At 71.8% G+C, this 17,453-nt stretch carries 11 protein-coding genes; 3 read left to right on the forward strand and 8 right to left on the reverse strand.

Going from position 1 to position 17,453, the window contains the following annotated elements:
- Positions 1–103: 103 nt before the first annotated feature.
- Positions 104–2,563: a Tex family protein gene (locus tag QOM21_RS06835; RefSeq protein WP_407548840.1), complete on the forward strand. Its 2,460-nt coding sequence runs from the start codon at positions 104–106 to the stop codon at positions 2,561–2,563.
- A gap of 101 nt (positions 2,564–2,664) precedes the next feature.
- On the opposite strand, the gene QOM21_RS06840 is transcribed toward QOM21_RS06835, so the two are convergent.
- The 6 genes from QOM21_RS06840 to QOM21_RS06865 all read right to left on the reverse strand — a co-directional run bounded on the left by QOM21_RS06840 (position 2,665) and on the right by QOM21_RS06865 (position 11,974).
- On the reverse strand, positions 2,665–4,737 hold the full coding sequence (locus QOM21_RS06840; RefSeq protein WP_407548841.1) for an FUSC family protein: 2,073 nt from the start codon (positions 4,735–4,737) through the stop codon (positions 2,665–2,667).
- A gap of 113 nt (positions 4,738–4,850) precedes the next feature.
- Positions 4,851–5,183, reverse strand: a complete 333-nt coding sequence (locus tag QOM21_RS06845) for a TrmH family RNA methyltransferase (protein WP_407548842.1) — start codon at positions 5,181–5,183, stop codon at positions 4,851–4,853.
- Between the two features lie 326 nt (positions 5,184–5,509).
- The gene (locus QOM21_RS06850) at positions 5,510–6,610 is read right to left on the reverse strand and encodes an oxidoreductase (RefSeq protein WP_407548843.1); all 1,101 of its coding nucleotides are present in this window, start codon (positions 6,608–6,610) and stop codon (positions 5,510–5,512) included.
- A gap of 163 nt (positions 6,611–6,773) precedes the next feature.
- On the reverse strand, positions 6,774–8,489 hold the full coding sequence (locus QOM21_RS06855) for a BCCT family transporter (RefSeq protein WP_407555592.1): 1,716 nt from the start codon (positions 8,487–8,489) through the stop codon (positions 6,774–6,776).
- A 78-nt stretch (positions 8,490–8,567) separates the two neighbouring features.
- Positions 8,568–9,911 carry a M14 family metallocarboxypeptidase gene (locus tag QOM21_RS06860; protein WP_407548844.1) on the reverse strand — a complete coding sequence of 448 codons (1,344 nt, stop codon included), beginning with the start codon at positions 9,909–9,911 and terminating at the stop codon, positions 8,568–8,570.
- 104 nt (positions 9,912–10,015) lie between these two features.
- Positions 10,016–11,974, reverse strand: coding sequence for a Xaa-Pro dipeptidyl-peptidase (locus QOM21_RS06865; RefSeq protein ID WP_407555593.1), 1,959 nt, complete (start codon positions 11,972–11,974; stop codon positions 10,016–10,018).
- Between the two features lie 222 nt (positions 11,975–12,196).
- Between QOM21_RS06865 and QOM21_RS06870 the strand changes: the two genes are divergently transcribed.
- Complete coding sequence (locus tag QOM21_RS06870) at positions 12,197–13,705, forward strand: M1 family metallopeptidase (RefSeq protein ID WP_407548845.1); 1,509 nt, start codon at positions 12,197–12,199, stop codon at positions 13,703–13,705.
- A gap of 110 nt (positions 13,706–13,815) precedes the next feature.
- On the opposite strand, the gene QOM21_RS06875 is transcribed toward QOM21_RS06870, so the two are convergent.
- Entirely contained in the window at positions 13,816–14,682 is an 867-nt protein-coding gene (locus QOM21_RS06875; RefSeq protein ID WP_407548846.1) for an oxygenase MpaB family protein, read from the reverse strand.
- A gap of 211 nt (positions 14,683–14,893) precedes the next feature.
- On the opposite strand from QOM21_RS06875, the gene sph reads away from it, so the two are divergent.
- Positions 14,894–15,865, forward strand: coding sequence for a sphingomyelin phosphodiesterase (gene sph, locus QOM21_RS06880; RefSeq protein ID WP_407548847.1), 972 nt, complete (start codon positions 14,894–14,896; stop codon positions 15,863–15,865).
- Positions 15,866–15,956: 91 nt separating this feature from the next.
- Here the strand turns inward: sph and QOM21_RS06885 are convergent, their stop codons facing one another.
- The gene (locus QOM21_RS06885) at positions 15,957–17,414 is read right to left on the reverse strand and encodes an amino acid permease (RefSeq protein ID WP_407548848.1); all 1,458 of its coding nucleotides are present in this window, start codon (positions 17,412–17,414) and stop codon (positions 15,957–15,959) included.
- Between the last annotated feature and the right edge of the window lie 39 nt (positions 17,415–17,453).

Here is a 17,453-nt window from a genome sequence, read left to right on the forward strand (position 1 = left end):
CGTCCCACACCCCGGCCCCCCGGCTGGGCGGCGCGACAGCCCGGCCCGCCACCCGGCACAATGCAAGGCTCAAGCAAGCGCTGGAAGGCGGGTCAGGATCAACGTGACGGCATCCACTGTGTCCACCGGGTCTCTCGGGTCCCTCGAAGCGAGGATCGCCGAGGAGCTCGGCGTCAAGGAGCGGCAGGTGAAGGCCGCGGTCGAACTGCTCGACGGCGGCTCGACGGTGCCCTTCATCGCGCGCTACCGCAAGGAAGCCACCGAAACGCTCGACGACGCGCAGCTGCGCGCGCTCGAGGAACGGCTGCGCTATCTGCGGGAGCTGGAGGAGCGGCGGACCTCGATCCTGGAGTCCGTACGGTCCCAGGGGAAGCTGGACGCAGCGCTGGAGGCCCAGATCCGCGGCGCGGACTCCAAGGCCCGGCTGGAGGACATCTACCTGCCCTACAAGCCCAAGCGGCGCACCAAGGCCCAGATCGCCCGGGAGGCGGGCCTGGAGCCGCTGGCCGAGCGGCTGCTGGGCGATCCCACGGCGGAGCCGGCCGCGGCCGCCGCCGCGTTCGTGGACGCGGACAAGGGAGTCGCCGACCCGGCCGCGGCCCTGGAGGGCGCGCGGGCGATCCTCACCGAGCGGTTCGGGGAGGACGCGGACCTGATCGGCGAGCTGCGCGAGCGGATGTGGTCGCGCGGGCGGGTGGCGGCGAAGGTGCGCGAGGGCAAGGAGGAGGCCGGCGCGAAGTTCGCCGACTACTTCGACTTCGCCGAGCCGTTCACCGAACTGCCCTCGCACCGGGTGCTGGCGATGCTCCGCGGCGAGAAGGAGGAGATCCTCGACCTCGCGCTGGAGCCGGAGGACCCGTCGTCCGTGACGGAGGGGCCGAGCGCCTACGAGCAGGCGATCGCGCACCGCTTCGGTGTCGCCGACCGCGGCAGGCCCGGCGACAAGTGGCTCCAGGACACGGTGCGCTGGGCGTGGCGCACCCGGGTGCTGGTGCACCTCGGGATCGATCTGCGGCTGCGGCTGCGGCAGGCGGCCGAGGACGAGGCGGTGCGGGTCTTCGCGTCGAACCTCCGCGATCTGCTGCTGGCGGCGCCCGCCGGGACGCGCGCGACGATGGGCCTGGACCCCGGTTTCCGTACCGGTGTGAAGGTCGCGGTCGTGGACGCGACGGGCAAGGTGGCCGCCACCGAGACGATCTACCCGCACGTCCCGCAGCAGAAGTGGGACGCGTCGCTGGCGACCCTGGCCCGGCTGGCGCGCGAGCACGACGTCGAGCTGATCGCGATCGGCAACGGCACCGCCTCCCGCGAGACCGACAAGCTGGCTGCCGATCTGATCGCCGCTCAGCCGGAGCTGAAGCTGACGAAGGTGATGGTGTCCGAGGCCGGTGCCTCGGTGTACTCCGCCTCCGCGTTCGCCTCGCAGGAGCTGCCCGAGATGGACGTGTCGCTGCGCGGCGCGGTGTCCATCGCACGGCGGCTGCAGGACCCGCTGGCCGAGCTGGTCAAGATCGACCCGAAGTCGATCGGGGTGGGCCAGTACCAGCACGACCTGTCCGAGGTGAAGCTGTCGCGCTCCCTGGACGCGGTCGTCGAGGACTGCGTGAACGGCGTCGGCGTCGACGTCAACACCGCCTCCGCGCCGCTGCTTTCGCGGGTCTCGGGCATCGGGTCGGGGCTGGCGGAGAACATCGTCGCGCACCGCGACAGCAACGGCCCGTTCCGCTCCCGCAAGGCCCTCAAGGACGTGGCGCGGCTCGGCCCGAAGGCGTACGAGCAGTGCGCGGGCTTCCTGCGGATCCGGGGCGGCGACGACCCCCTGGACGCCTCCAGCGTGCACCCGGAGGCCTACCCGGTGGTGCGCCGGATGGGCGCGTCCGCGGGCGGTGAGGTGGCCACGCTGATCGGCAACGCCTCGGTGCTGCGGTCGCTGCGCGCCGAGGACTTCGTCGACGACTCCTTCGGCCTGCCGACGGTCACCGACATCCTCCAGGAGCTGGAGAAGCCGGGCCGTGACCCGCGTCCGGTGTTCAAGACCGCGACCTTCAAGGAGGGCGTGGAGAAGATCGGCGATCTGCAGCCGGGGATGCTGCTGGAGGGCGTGGTGACGAATGTCGCCGCCTTCGGGGCGTTCGTGGACGTGGGTGTCCATCAGGACGGTCTGGTCCATGTGTCGGCGATGTCGAAGACCTTCGTCAAGGACCCGCGGGACGTGGTGAAGCCCGGCGACATCGTGCGCGTCAAGGTGCTCGATGTGGACATTCCGCGCAAGCGGATCTCGCTGACGCTGCGGCTGGACGACGAGCACGGCAAGGGCGCGTCGGCCGGCGGCGGCGAGCGCCGGGGCGGCTCGGGCGGCGAGCGGCGCGGCGGCGGCAGTGGCGGCAGTGGCGGCGAAGGGCAGCGTCCCGGCGGCCGTGGCGGTGCGCCTCGGCAGCGGCAGGGCGGCGCGGCACGTGGCGGGGAGCGCCGCGGCGGCCGCGATGCCGCACCGGCGAACGACGCGATGGCCGACGCGCTGCGGCGTGCCGGACTGCTGGGCAAGGAGCGCGGCGGCCGCTGACGGTTCGCTCCGCCGACGACGCCCCCGGGGACAGCGGGCCAACGCCCGCTGCCCCCGGGGGCGTTCGTCCCCGTTTCGTCGGGGCTGCTGCCGTCCCCGCGTCAGACCGCGCCCGCGTAGCCGCGCAGCTGCTCCAGCTCGGCGGCCACGTCCGTGAGCGTGGCGCAGTCAGGAACCGGCCGTGGGCGCGGGACCGGTGTGCGGGGAGTCCCGCTCGGGTCCTCCAGGGCGTCGGCCATCGCGGACAGCGCCTGGCACAGCCGCCACGCCTCGTCGGCGCTGGGGCGGCGGGCACCGTGGTCGAGGCGTACCGCGCAGGCGGTCGCGGCGTCCGCGATGCGTTCTGCGGCGGTCACCACGGCCGGCCAGTCGGGGTTGCGGTCGCGGGCCGCGAGGAGTTCGGCCGCGGCGGTCTCCGCCGCCGCACGGGCCTCGCCCAGCGCTCGGTAGGCGGCCCGGCGCAGCGCCGGGCGCTCGCCGGCGTCCTGCCCCGGTTCCGACGTCAGGACGTGCCCCAGGAACCGCTCGGTGGCGCGCAGCGCGGCGGTGACCCGCTGGCCGACCCGGCGGCGCGGATCCGCCAGCCGCGGCAGATGACCGACGACGAGGACGATGCCGCAGGCGATCGAGGTGTCCACGATCCGCTCGCCGGCCGCCCGCGGGTCGCCGCCGACGTACACGAAGGACAGCACCATGAGCGTGATGGCGCCGGTCTGCAGGGCGAAGTGACGGGTGGCGAACGGCAGCAGCGCCCCGCCCAGGCCGGCCATCAGCAGGGGCCACGCCCACCCGGGCAGCAGCAGGCCCGCCCCGGCGAAGACCAGGACGCCGGCGACCGTGCCGGCGAAACGGTTGACCGTACGGGAGAAGAGCGGCCCCAGGTCGGGCTTGACGAGGAAGGTGACGGTCACCGGAAGCCAGTACCAGTGGTGGGGGTTCAGCAGCAGCGCCACCGCGGTGCTCGCCGCGATGCAGACCGCGACCCGCAGCCCGTAGTCGCGCCCGGCGGGCCCGAGGAGGCTGCGGCCCCGCCGCGTCCGCCGGCCGATGACTCCCAGCGCCCGACGCGCCGCGGTCCCGCCCCCTGGGCGGCCGGCCACGGACTGCTCCTCGGCCGCCCGGGTGCGCGCCGGGCCGGTGGCCGCCGCGTCCTCGGCCGCACCGCCGCCCGGGGAGTCCGCTGCCGGTGCGGTGCCCGGCGACGGCTGCGCCGACGGCCAGGGACGGGCGAAGATGACCGCGGCGTCGAGCAGCGCGCGGTCGAAGGCGCCGCGCCCGGCCGAACTGGACTCGGGGGCGGACAGCCGCCCCGGCGGTCGCCCGGTGCGCAGGGCGTCGGCGAACTGCCGGGGGCTCGCCGCGACCCGCGACGGCAGCGGCCGTGCCTCCCACAGCAGCGCGACGCTGGCCTCGCACAGGGCCGTCGCCGCGGCGAACCGTTCGGCCAGGAGCAGCTCTTCGGTACGGGTGCGGCGCAACAGCAGCCTGCCGGTCAGGTGCCGCAGCCGCAGGGCCTCGTCGGCGCGGTCGAGAGCGGCGGTGAGCCGGCGCCTTGCGGGCTCGGCGCCTGGTCCGCCGGCCGCGCCCAAGGCGTCGGCGAGCGCGTCGAAGACCTTGGCCACCGCCGCACGCTCGCCGCCGAGCGCACCACCCGCGGGGCGCGGTGGACGCAGCACGAGGCGCAGCAGCAGGAGCCACAGGCACCCGGCGAGGACATGGAACGCTTTCACCCCGGGCGTTCCGGGCAGCGGCATCCCCGCGCCGAGGATGGTGGTGGCCAGCATCTGCATGCCGGCACTGGAGCGCACGGGCCCCGCGACGCTGCCGGCGCCGGAGACGAATCCGACGGCGAAGAGCGCCGGGACCAGCCACCACCCGGCGCCGGTGGCCTGCAGCGAGGCACCGAGCAGCATGCCCAGGGCGGAGCCGAGGGCGGGCAGACCGATGTGGACGATGCCGGTGCGGCGGGTGCCCGGACGGTCGTTGACCCCCGCCAGCATCGAACCGAGGCCCGCGAGGACGCCGGCCTCGGGGTGCCCGACGGCGGTCCCCGCGGCAAGCAGCGGTCCGGCGCAGAGAGCGCCGCGGGCAACGCCCGCCCACGGCACGGGCAGACGCTGCCAGCGGAAGGGGTGGGCGAGCCAGGCGGGCACGGCGCGCGGCGCGCGGGGCATGGGCCTCCTCGGACGACGGCAGATACGGATTGTGGAACATCCGAGGGGCGTCATCGGCCAACGGAGCTGACTCCAGCCTAAGGTCCGGGTTTGTCCGGGTGGCTGCCTGAGGGTTACGCGAACATCACACGAAGACGGCAGAAGGGCGGCGGGCTCCGCGGCCTGGCAGGCGATCGGCCGGGCTCGGCCCTCCGCCGGAGGGCGGACGCCGTGGTGCGCCGACCTCGCAACTCCGCGCCGCCCTCGACCAGGTCCCCGCCGCCCGCGACCGGCTCCTCCGGGACCGCCTCACAGCGGCCCGCAAGCTTGTGGGGCACCAGGGCCCTCGCGACCGCGACATCGAGGCCGGCGCCGGTGCCGACCATCGGGATTTCCACCACCTCGGCCAGCAGGTCCAGCGCCTCGGGCGGGATGCCGTGCCGTTCGTGGCCAAGGACCGTCACCATCGGTGTACGGGCCGCCGGCAGGTCGGCGAGCCCTACCGCTTCCCCCGCCCACTACCCGCAACCCGCGTGTCCGCTGCCGCTCCAGCCGAGCCACCGGCTCACCGGGCCAGTGCCCCCAGGCGGGTCTGCGGTGCGTGTTGCCGCGCTCCAGCGCCTCGGGCCCAGGAGAGTCGCGGCACGGTCAGCCAGGCCGACCGCGTTGGTGGTCCCGGCAGGAGTGCGCGCGAGGGGCCCGGGTGCGGCGGAGTGCGTCGCGGTGCGGGGGCGGAAGGCGGGAGTGGGCGCCCGGGCGAGCCTCGGAGTGCGGCGGTGCCGCCGCGCGCGCCTCATGTCAGGACGTCGCCCGGCTTGCCGTCGTCGCCTTTTCCGCGCCCGCTCCGCCTGCCCGGCCGTGCCATGCGCGTCACCAGCACGCCGCCCGTGGTCCGCGCCACCACGAACGTCTCCCCGGCATCCATCGCGCTGTCCATCCGCAATGTGTGGGCGCCTGGGGTGAGTTGAGCGTCGTGCAGCACGGCCGTGCGGGTGCGGCGGAGCCTGTCGACGCAGTATCCGGTCAGCCGGACCCGGCAGGGGTGGGCGACGGCGAGGGTGACCTCGCCGCCCTCCGCCGCGAGCCGCAGCAGCCGGCGCTCGCCCTGCGGACTGCGGTCCAGTGCCTGTTCGACCTGCGCGACCAGCAGTGGAACGGTGGGCGCCGGGGCCTCGACGAAGACCGCCGCGGACCCGGCCGCCGCGAAAGCCCTCCGCACGGCCGCGCGTTCCCCTTCCCCCAGCGCCCGCCCGATCACGACCACGCCGTACGAGCGCAGCTCACCGGGCACCGTTGCGCCCGCATCGCGGGCGATGTCCACCCCGAGGCCGATGCCCCGCAGTGTCGCGGCCGGTTTCGCCAGAGCGGCCGCCCGCCGGCCGATGAGCAGCACCCGGCGGCCGGGCGGCTCCGCGGGCCGGGCATCGGACGCCAGCAGCCGCCCCAGGACGGCGCGGTACTGCGTGCCCTCGAACCGGAACGGCCCGATGCCGGGGTAGCCGCTGAGCCGGAGATCCACGGCCTCGTCGGTCTGCCAGGCGAAATCACGCCAGATGAAGTCGGCTCCGTCGCGTGCGATGAACGCGGTGACCGCTCCGCAGCCCAGCCCCTCGCACTCGGGGCAGCCGTAGATGATCCGCCGCCCGCCGCCGAGCGGCGGTTCGGCCTCCAGGAGCAGGCGCCGCACCCGTGCCGCGAAGAGGGACGGGCCGACGTCGGCGGCGAGCGGGGAGACCGCGTCGAGGTCGGCCAGGCGGAGCAGCAGCGGTCTGCCGTCGATGCTGAAGTCCAGGAACTCCCGGTGCTGTTGGTACGCGCCGTCGGTCAGCACGCCACCGGGACGGATGGCGGGGGCCAACCCGAAGGACACATAGGGCGCGGGCTCGGCAGACATATCCCGAGTATCCCCACATAGCTGCCCGGTGGAACGTTCACATGTTCGTAACGGCGAGGGGGCGGACGGCGCCGGGCCGGTCCGTTTCGAGGGGCGGAAACACGCCGCGGAGGGCCGGTGGCTCCGGCCCTCCGCGTCAGGGTTTCGTCAGCTGCCCGGTCCCTCAGTCGGTTGATTCACCGCGCTTCCCGGCCGCGGTGTCCGAAGGACCGCTGCCCTCGGCGGTGGCGCCCGACGTCTCGTCGGTGGGGCCGATACGGAACTCGAAGTCACCGTCGTACTGTTCGTGCCCGGCGATGACGGCCATCTCGACGGCCTCCTCACCCATCTGTCCACGCACGATGAGCGGATCGCTGCGCAGGTCCCGCATGAGAGCCCAACACATGACGATCATGACGACCAGGAAGGGCACCGCGACCAGGATCGTCAGATTCTGCAATCCGGTCAGGGCGTCGCCCGAACCGCCTCCGATCAGCAGCATGATGGCGGCGACCGCGCCGGTCACCACGCCCCAGAAGATGACCACGGGCCGGGTCGGCTCGAACGATCCCTTCTGCGACAGGGTGCCCATGACGATGGACGCGGCATCGGCGCCGGAGACGAAGAAGATGCCGACCAGGACCATGACCAGGACGCTGGTGGCGGTGGCCACCGGGTACTGGTGCAGCACGTCGAAGAGCTGCCCCTCCGGGGTGCTGGAGCCGCTGAGCTTCTTGGAGTCCTGCAGCTTCATGGCCGAGCCGCCGAACACCGCGAACCACACCAGGCTGACCACGCTCGGGACGAGGATGACGCCGCCGATGAACTGCCGGATCGTGCGGCCACGGCTGATGCGGGCGATGAACATGCCGACGAAGGGCGTCCAGGAGATCCACCACGCCCAGTAGAAGACCGTCCAGCTGCGCAGCCATCCGCCGAGGTCGTCACCGCTGCTGGCCTCCGTCCGGCCGGCCAGCTGCGGCAGCTCCCCGATGTAGGACCCGATGGACGTCGGGATCAGGTCGAGGATGAGGATGGTCGGCCCCACCACGAAGACGAAGACCGCCAGGATCAGCGCCAGCACCATGTTGATGTTGGACAGCATCTGGACGCCCTTGGCGATACCGGACACCGCGGACAGGATGAACGCGATGGTCAGTACGGTGATGACGAGGACCAGCAGGGTGGTGCTGACGCTGTCCATCCAGCCCAGCACCTTGATGCCGCTGCCGATCTGCAGCGCCCCGAGGCCGAGCGAGGCCGCGGAGCCGAAGAGGGTGGCGAAGATGGCCAGGATGTCGATGACCCGGCCGCCCCAGCCGTTCGCCCGCCGCTTGCCGATCAATGGCGTGAACACTGCGCTGATCGTTTGCCGCCTCCCCCGCCGGAAGCAACTGTAGGCAATGGCCAGGCCCACCACCGCGTAGATGGCCCAGGGGTGCAGCGTCCAGTGGAACAGCGTGGTGGCCATCGCCGTGTCCATCGCCTGGGCGGCGTCCTTGGGGTCGGTGCCCGGCGGCGGCGTCATGAAGTGGCCGAGCGGCTCACTGACGCCGTAGAACATCAGGCCGATGCCCATGCCCGCGCTGAACATCATCGCGACCCAGGACACCGTCCGGAATTCGGGGTCCTCGCCCTCCTTGCCGAGGGTGATGCGGCCGTACTTGCTGATCGCCAGCCAGATCGCGAAGATCACGAACGCGGAGGCCGACAGCACGAAGGCCCAGCCGAGGTTGTCGATGACCCAGTTCAGCATCGACGTCGAAACGCTCTTGAGCGAATCGGTGCTGCTCGCCCCCCAGACGATGAACGCGAGGGTGAGCAGCGCGGTCACGCCGAAGACCACACGGTCGGTCTGCGGGGGCCCTGTGAGGTGCGGGTCGCCGGGGAGATCCGCCAGGAGCGGCGTACCGCCCCCGTCCCCCTCTTCCTTGTCTCTTTCCGACACGAGTCGACCTTTCAATTGGGCATATTTTCCCTACGGGTTACCCCCTACCACACCGCGGCAGCCATTCATGTGCGCCGCGACCGTAAGGTGATAATCGGCCCTTTCGTCAAGCAGCAGCGGAACGAGCCCCCGCAGCGGCTGGCGCAAAGGTACGACGGCCCCGCTACCCAGCTTCCGCCAATTCACTCCGTGGAGCGCCAATTCATCCTTGACCTGTGCGAACTGCGTCGCGTCGAGGCGGTAGGCGCAGGGCGGATCGGCCAGGGTCTGCGCGTCGGTGGCAGGGTCGTTGTCCGCACCACCGAGATAGACCGGGCCACGGTCGGCGTATCCGGCGAGCCGGGCCGCGGTGGTGGCCGCCTCCACCCGGCCGCGGTGCCGGTCGAGGAAGGAGAACGCCCCGTCCAGGGCGGCCAGCTGCGATGTCACCCGGCGCCGGTTGTTGCGGGCCGGATCGGCCCGCTCCGCGTCGGTGAGCGCGTCGACGCGGGTTTCGACGAGCAGACCGACAGAACCCTTGACGCCGGCGGTGTTGCGCAGTATGCGCTCCTGACCGTCGCCCGCGACCTGCTTGAGGGGTTCTCCGGTCTCCGGGTCGGTCCAGATGCCGTAGACGCCGGTGCTGAAGCCCGCCCGGTGCACGGCGGGCTCGACGAAGTCCTCGGAGAGCGAGGTGGCTTCGCGGTGCACCGCGTCCGCCGTGTTGAGGTTGCGCGGCCAGAGCGAGAGCAGGTCCTTCATGTAGTACGGCACGGTGGGTCCGTACTCGTGCAGGTCGTAGATGGTGTCAGGGCGGTAGTCGCGGATGACGGCGGCCATCGCCCGGCCCTCGGCGGTCTTGAGGGCGAGATGGTCGCGGTTGATGTCCACTCCGTCGGAGTTGCCGCGGGTGTCCGCGGCCCGGCCGTCGGGGTTGGCGGTCGGGACGACCAGCACGCTGGTGCGCTGCAGGAAGCGTTCGGTCGCCCGGTCCTCGGCGAAGGCGAGGTCGCGGACGGTGCTCAGGCACGCCTCGCGGCCGGAGGGCTCGTCGCCGTGCTGCGAGCAGATCAGCAGGACGGAGTTGCCGCGGCGTACGTCCCGGGCTTTCTCCGGGGCCGGTGCGCCCAGGCGTACCAGCTGGACGGGGCGGCCCTGCTCCGTGGTGCCGATCCGGTCGACCTCCGCCCGGGGTCCGGCGCGGTCGACGGCGGCGAGGAGGCGCTGCTCCTCCGGCTGGGTGGTCCAGCGGGCGCCGTGGCTTTCCTCGAATCCGGTGCGCGGCGGTCGGGACCCCGTCGCGTCGGCGGGCGAGGCCGGCAGCGTGGCGGCGAGCGTGGCCGTCAGAGCGACGGCCAGGGCGCCGAGGGCGAGGCTTCGGGAGCGACGTATCACGGGATGGTGCCTCCCTTGCGTGGAGCGGTGGGGGGACGTTCCGGCACGAGCACGGGCGGAGGTGCTCACCGGGCCGGCCCGCGGGGGCGGGTCGGCCCGGCCGGTCATCGGGCGGACGGCAGCGGGGTCGCCGTCCGTGGCGGGGCGATTCCCCGGAGCGGCGCCGGCTCCGGGGCGGGGTGCGGGGCGCCGGCCGTGGCCCTGGCGAGAGCGGGCGCCCCGCCGGTCAGTGGCAGTTCGGCGATGGTGCGGGACAGGTCGAGGGTGAGCCGCGGCCTGGAAGGCGGCGGGTCGATCAGTCCGGCGTCGGTGCCGGCCACGATGAGGGCGAGGCGGTGCCCCGCGGGCACGATGTGATCGCTCGCGGCCAGGTCCAGGGTGATCGTGTAGGGCTTGCCGGGGGTGAGCGGCCGGCCCTTGTGGTCGTCGGCGTGGTTGCCGAGGTCGGCCCAGCCGCGGCTGAAGACGGTGTGCGCCACCTTACGGGTGTCGGCCGCGGTCTCCTTGAAGCAGCCGGTGTCGCCGGTGGTGCCCGCGCCCCAACAGGTGCGCGTGCCGAGGGTCGTGATGCCCTCACCCTCCGCGGCGTAGTTGCGGATCGTGTCGGGGCCGACGTCCACCAGGACAGCGGAGAGGTGCGCGGTCGAGGTGCTGGGGGTCGCGGTCACCGTGACCTTGCCGGCGCCGGACAGCCGCAGGGGTGCGCGCAGGGGGCCGGTGGTGAACCCGGCCTTGGCAGGTGTCGATTCGTCGATATGGGCCGCCCAGTCGGCCTCGCTCAGCTCCGGGTCGTCGGTGAACGCCGCGGTCGACCCGTGCGGCGCGGGCTCGGTGCCCAGGACGCCGACGCCGGGTGAGGTGCCGTTGCGCGGCCGCAGGGTGGTGGCCGTGGTGCCCGCCGCGGGCCACCGGGCATCGGTCGTCCAGCTGTCGGGGGCGCGTTCGACGTCCGCCATCGGGGCGCGTTCGATGCCGTTGTCGTAGCCCATCAGGTAGTGGTCGAACCACTGGTGGAGGGTGCGCACCCAGTCCGTGCGGCGGAAGTCGAAGGGGTCGACGTGCCCCGTCTGCGAGAGCCAGATCTTGCGCTCGACGCCGTGCCGGGCGAGGGCGTCCCACCACCGGCCGGCGTGCCGGGTGCGCACGTTGAGGTCCTGCAGCCCGTGGACGAGGAAGACGCTGGCGCGCACCTTGCCCGCGTCGGGGACGTAGTCGCGCTCGGTCCACAGGCCGGTCCAGTCGCCGGTGCGCGGTGCGCCGTCGGCGAGCCGCTGCTGTACGGCGGCGCAGCGTTCGCGGGCCTCGGGGCTGTCGACGTAGTCCGCGAGACCGTCCGGGCCGGAGTCGTAGAGCGGGGCTCCCTTGGCGAAGTAGTAGTCGTACCAGGAGGAGATGCCGGCGATCGGGACGATGGTTTTCAGCCCTTTGACGCCGGTGGCGGCGACGCCGTTGGCGATGGTCGCGTCCCAGCTCTTGCCGATCATGCCGGTACGGCCGTTGGACCAGTCGGCGGCGACCGGATGTCCCGCGGTGCGGGCGTCGTAGGCGCGGCCCCTGCCGTTCAGCCAGTCGATGACGGCCTTCGCCGACCGGATGTCGGAGCGGCCGCCGACGTCGACGCAGCCGTCCGAGCGGTTCGTGCCCGCGAGGTCGACGAGGACCGTCGCATAGCCGCGCGGCACGAAGTAGTTGTCGTAGTAGAGCGGGAACCCGACCGGCCTGCCGCGGTCGTCGTAGGTCTTCTTCTGGCTCTCGTTGCCGCGCCCGCAGCAGGAGTAGTACGGGCTGGCGTCCATGATCACGGGTATTTTGCGGCCCTGCTGCGCGGGTTCGGCCGGGCGCACTATGTCGACGGCGACCCGGTCGGTCCTCCCGTCCGCGTCGCCGTCGAGCCGTGTGTCCACCCAGACCGACTCGCGTATCGCGCCGTCGTAGGAGTAGACCGGGGTGCTTTCGCCGGGGGACGCCTGTGCGCCGCTCGGGCTCACCAGAGCGGACAGCAGGGCGACGACCGCCGCCACCGCGAGGGCCTTCCAGGGGATGCGGGGGACCCGCGCACGAATCGTCACGGGCGGACGGTAGCGCGGCTCAACTCCCGCGCGTAAGGGTGCGTGTGACGAGGAATGTGCGGATGGTGACAGACGGCCGGGGTGGGGCGGGAGGGACACCGGCGACATCGGACGCTTCATGTCGGTCATGTGTCAGATGTGGCCATGTGCATGACGGTGGACCACTGAGTACATAGGGTCTGAAGCGATCCATCTCCCCTACGAGTTGGAGGACTCGTGCGTCACAGACTCCTCGTCCCGGGCGCGGCCGCGCTCAGCCTGCTGCTGGCGATCCCGGCATCGGCGGCCGGCCATGCTGATCTGCACAGCACGCCCGGCGCTCCGGGTGTGGGCGACACCTACTACCCCGAGAGCGGAAACGGCGGATACGACGTTTCCCACTACGACCTGCGTCTGAAGTACCAGCCGAAGACGGACCTCCTGGAGGGCACGGCGACGCTGCTCGCCCGCACCACCCAGGATCTCTCCCGCTTCAACCTGGACTTCGGCCTGAAGGTCAGCGAGATCCGGGTCAACGGCAAGAAGGCGGCCTTCACCACCTCCGGCAAGCACGAGTTGGAGGTCACTCCGGCCACACCGCTGGCGAAGGACGCACAGATCAGTGTCGTCGTGCGCTACGCCGGCAAGCCCTCGGAGCTGAAGATCGACGGCTACAGCGCCTGGGCCCGTACGCCGGACGGCGGTGTGGTGGCGCAGGAGCCGGACGCCGCCGTGTGGTGGTTCCCCAGCAACGACCACCCCACCGACAAGGCGACGTACGACATCTCGGTCGCCGTCCCCGACGGCACCCAGGCGCTCAGCAACGGCGTGCTGGCCTCGCAGTCCTCCAAGCTCGGCTGGACGCGCTACAACTGGCGCTCGGACAAGCCGCAGGCGACGTATCTGACCACGCTCGCGGTCGGCAAGTTCGATGTCACCACCGACAAGACCGCGAACGGCCTGCCGGTGATCAACGCCGTCAGCAAGGACCTGGGCGCCAACACCGGGTCGGCGTGGGCGAGCATCGAGCGCACCACCGAGATCACCGAGTGGCTGGAGAGCGTCTTCGGCGCCTACCCGTTCAACGCGGTGGGCGGCTATGTGCCGAACGTGCCGGCGGGGTACGCCCTGGAGACCCAGACCCGCCCCTTCTACGGGAAGAAGGCCTTCGACCGGGGCACGAACGTCTCCGTCGTGGTCCATGAGCTGGCGCACCAGTGGTACGGCGACAGCGTGTCCCTCAAGGACTGGAAGGACATCTGGATCAACGAGGGCTTCGCCGCCTACAGCCAGTGGCTGTGGTCGGAGAAGGAGGGCGAGGGCACCGCTCAGGAACTCGCCGACTACGTCTACGCCCAGCACCCGGCCGACGACGCGTTCTGGACCGTCAAGCCGGGCGACCCCGGGGCGGAGAACCAGTTCGACGGCGCGGTCTACGACCGTGGCGCGCTGACGCTCCAGGCGCTCCGCAACAAGGTCGGTGACAAGGTCTTCTTCGACCTCCTGAAGTCCTGGCCGACGGAGAACAAGTACGGCAACGCCTCGGTGGCCGACTTCGTCCGGTTCGCGGAGAAGAAGTCCGGCAAGTCGCTGACCGCGTTCTTCGACACCTGGCTGTTCCAGCCGTCGAAGCCGTCCGCGGGGGCGGCGAAGCAGGCGTTCGGCACGCCGGCGAAGCAGGTCGCCGAGCCCGCGTCCTGGCGGAAGATCGCGGCCACGCACGACATCCACGCCCACGGCCACTGACCCGGTAGCCGGCACGGCTCCCTAGGGTGCGCGAGGCGTACACACCGCCGCCGCGGAGGATCCCTCCTCCGCGGCGGCGGTCGTCGTACGGTGCGGCGCCCGGACGGCGGTCATCGAGCGGCGTCGCGCTCGCGCCGCGCCGCTCGACGGGCCCGGCGCGCCACGGGCAGGAACCGCAGCCGCTCCGGCAGTACGGGGACCACGGCGCGCACGACCCGGCCGAGGAGACGCAGCCGGCGCTCCTGACTGCCGGTCCACTCCAGGCCGATCGCTTCGCGCGCGTCCGGCGGCATCAGGCCGATCGTGACGAAGCGCCGGAAGCGGACCAGCAACGGAAGGAGCACCGGCCAGATCGCCCTGAGCAGCCTCCGCAGCGCCGCCGGCCCGCGGTCAGGGACCGGCAGCGGCAGGTCCGTGGCGATCAACTCCCGCACCACGACGGTCTTTTCGAGTTCGTTGTCCAGGACGCCGCGGTAGTACGGCCAGAACGCCTCGATCGTCTGCGGCATGTCGCGGTCGTGAATCCCGAGCACCCTGCCGACCCGCAGCCACTCCGCGTACAGCTGCCGCTCCTGCGCCTGGGTGAAGGGGCGGCCCAGGTAGTGCTGGGCGTGCCGGAAGACCGGGTAACCGGTGGCGTGGACCCAGGCGTAGTGGGCCGGGGTGAGCGCGTGGTACTTCCTGCCGTGCGCGTCGGTCCCCCGGATCCTCCGGTGCAGCCGCCGCAGCCGCTGCCCCTCCTCGATGGCGCCCGGACCGCCGTACACCCACAGCTGGAGCGAGAGCAGCGAACGCTCACCGCGGCCCCACGGGTCCGTGCGGAACACGGAGTGCTCGTCCACCCCCGCGCTCACCGCCGGATGCGCGACCTGCATCGTCAGCGCGGCGGGCAGGGTCAGCAGGGTGCGGATGTCCCCGACCAGGGACCAGAGCACGCCCCCGGGCGGCGGGGGAACAGGTCCCGGACCCCGGGCCATCGGCGCACTTTCCACCACTTTCATTACATAGGCCATGATACGGCTGCTCCAGGTCGCGCAGCGTGAGCCCCGTACGGAACGCCCGGGTTCCCGACGGTGCGAAAGGAGCCGCACCGTCCATCCCGCCACCACCCGGTGGTTACCCTGAGGTAACCACAGCTGGTTTGATGAGCGTCGCCGGATCACACCCCAACCCCCATCGGGAGATTCAGTGTCGCTCTCCGCGTCGCGCACGACCCGGGCCGCCGGGATAGCCGCGGCCCTCGCCGCCGTCACCCTCGCCGGGTGCCCCACCGCGTCGGCCGCCACGGCCCCCCACCTGAAGGTGCTGACGTACAACGCCTTCCTCATGAGCAAGAACCTCTACCCCAACTGGGGCCAGGACCACCGTGCGCAGGCGATTCCCGCCGCGGACTTCTTCCAGGGCAACGACGTCGTCGTGCTCCAGGAGGCGTTCGACAACTCCTCCTCCGAGGCGCTGAAGTCCCGCGCCGCGGCGCAGTACCCGCACCAGACCCCGGTGGTGGGCCGGAGCAAGGACGGCTGGGACGCCACCGGCGGCGCCTACTCCGCCCTCACCCCCGAGGACGGCGGGGTGACGCTGCTGAGCAAGTGGCCGGTCCTGCGCAAGGAGCAGTACATCTACAAGGACGCCTGCGGGTCGGACTCCTACTCCAACAAGGGCTTCGTATATGCCGTGTTGGACGTGCACGGCACCAAGGTGCACGTCGTCGGCACGCACACCCAGTCCACCGACTCGGGGTGCGGGACGGGTGAGGCGGCCGCGGACCGCGCCAAGCAGCTCAAGGAGGTGGATGCCTTCCTGGACGCCAAGAACATCCCGGCGGACGAGGAGGTCATGGTCGCGGGCGACCTGAACATCGACTCCCGCAGCAGCGAGTACGACGCCCTGCTGACCAATGCCGACCTGGCTCCGGCCGACACCCGCACCGGCCACCCGTACTCCTTCGACACCCAGGACAACTCGGTGGCGAAGGACCGCTACCCGACCGACCCGCGCGAGGACCTCGACTACGTCCTGCACCGCAACGGCCATGCTCGGCCCGCCTCTTGGCAGAACGACGTGGTCAAGGAGGAGTCCGCACCCTGGACGGTCTCCAGCTGGGGCAAGGACTACACCTACACCAACCTCTCCGACCACTACCCGCTGATCGGCGGCTGACCGACCGAGGGTCCATACCGAAAGGCGGCCGCGGACGCCCCTGTGGGCATCCGCGGCCGCCCTGGTGACTCAGGCGTCCGCCGCTGGGCGGCTACTTCGTCAGGCGGCGCTCCTCGGCGATACGGCTCACCCGGCCGCGCACCGCGAACCAGCCGCCGATCAGCGCCAGGGCGAGGACCGGGATCAGCAGCACGGTCTGCCGGCCGACGCCGTCGTCGAACCACATCAGCACGATCACGCCGAGCAGGAACGCGATGGTGGCGATGTCGGTGACCGGGGTGCCCGGGAGCCGGAAGCGCGGGCGCTCGACCCGGCCTTCCTTCGAGCGCCGCACGAAGACCATGTGACAGATCATGATCGTGCACCAGGTGCTGATGATGCCCAGCGCGGCGATGTTCAGGACGATCTCGAACGCCTTGCCCGGGACGACGTAGTTGAGCGCGACGCCCAGCACGCACACCGCGGAGGTGAGCATGATGCCGCCGTACGGCACCTGACTGCGGTTCATCAGGCCGGCGAACTTGGGCGCCGAGCCCGCCATGGACATGGAGCGCAGGATGCGGCCCGTCGAGTACAGGCCCGAGTTCAGGCTCGACATCGCCGCGGTCAGCACGACGAGGTTCATCACGTCGCCCGCCGCCGGCACACCGACATTGGACAGCACGGTGACGAAGGGGCTCTGGCCGTCGACGTACTTGTTCCACGGCAGCAGCAGCGTCAGCAGCAGCACCGAACCGACGTAGAAGACGCCGACCCGCCACATGATGGAGTTGACGGCCTTCGGCACGACCTTCTCCGGCTCGCTGGTCTCGCCCGCGGTCACACCGACCAGCTCGACGGCGGAGTAGGCGAAGACCACGCCTTGGAGCACGATCACCACCGGCAGCAGACCGGTCGGGAAGATGCCGCCGTTGTCGGTCAGCAGATCCAGCCCCGGCGTGTGTCCGCCGACCGGGTGCTGGGTCGCGAGAAGGAAGATGCCGATGAACATGAAGACGACCAGCGCCGCGACCTTGATGATCGCGAACCAGAACTCCAGCTCGCCGAAGATCTTCACCGAGATCAGGTTGACCGTGAGCACGACCGCCAGGGCGATCAGCGCCATCACCCACTGCGGGATGTCGGTGAACAGGCTCCAGTAGTGGGTGTAGAGCGCGATCGCGGTGATGTCGGCGATGCCGGTGGTCGACCAGTTGACCACGTACATCCAGCCGGCGACGTAGGCGCCCTTCTCCCCCAGGAACTCACGGGCGTAGGAGACGAAGGATCCGGAGGACGGGCGGTGCAGTACCAGCTCGCCCAGGGCCCGCACGACGAAGAAGGCGAAGAGGCCGCAGACCGCGTAGGCGACGGCCAGCGCGGGACCGGCGGAGTGCAGTCGGCCGCCGGCGCCGAGGAACAGGCCGGTTCCGATCGCGCCGCCGATGGCGATCATGTTGACGTGCCGACCCTTGAGGCCCTTGCTGTAGCCCGCGTCGCCCGCATCCTGCGACCCGTTCCCCCCGTCCGGTGGCCTGTGGGCTTCCTCGGTGAGGGTTTCTGTGCTCACTGCTGGTTCATCTCGCTTTCGGGCAGGCGCTGGTGCCAG

This window comes from Streptomyces sp. Pv4-95, assembly GCF_045782725.1.
Lineage (GTDB): Bacteria > Actinomycetota > Actinomycetes > Streptomycetales > Streptomycetaceae > Streptomyces.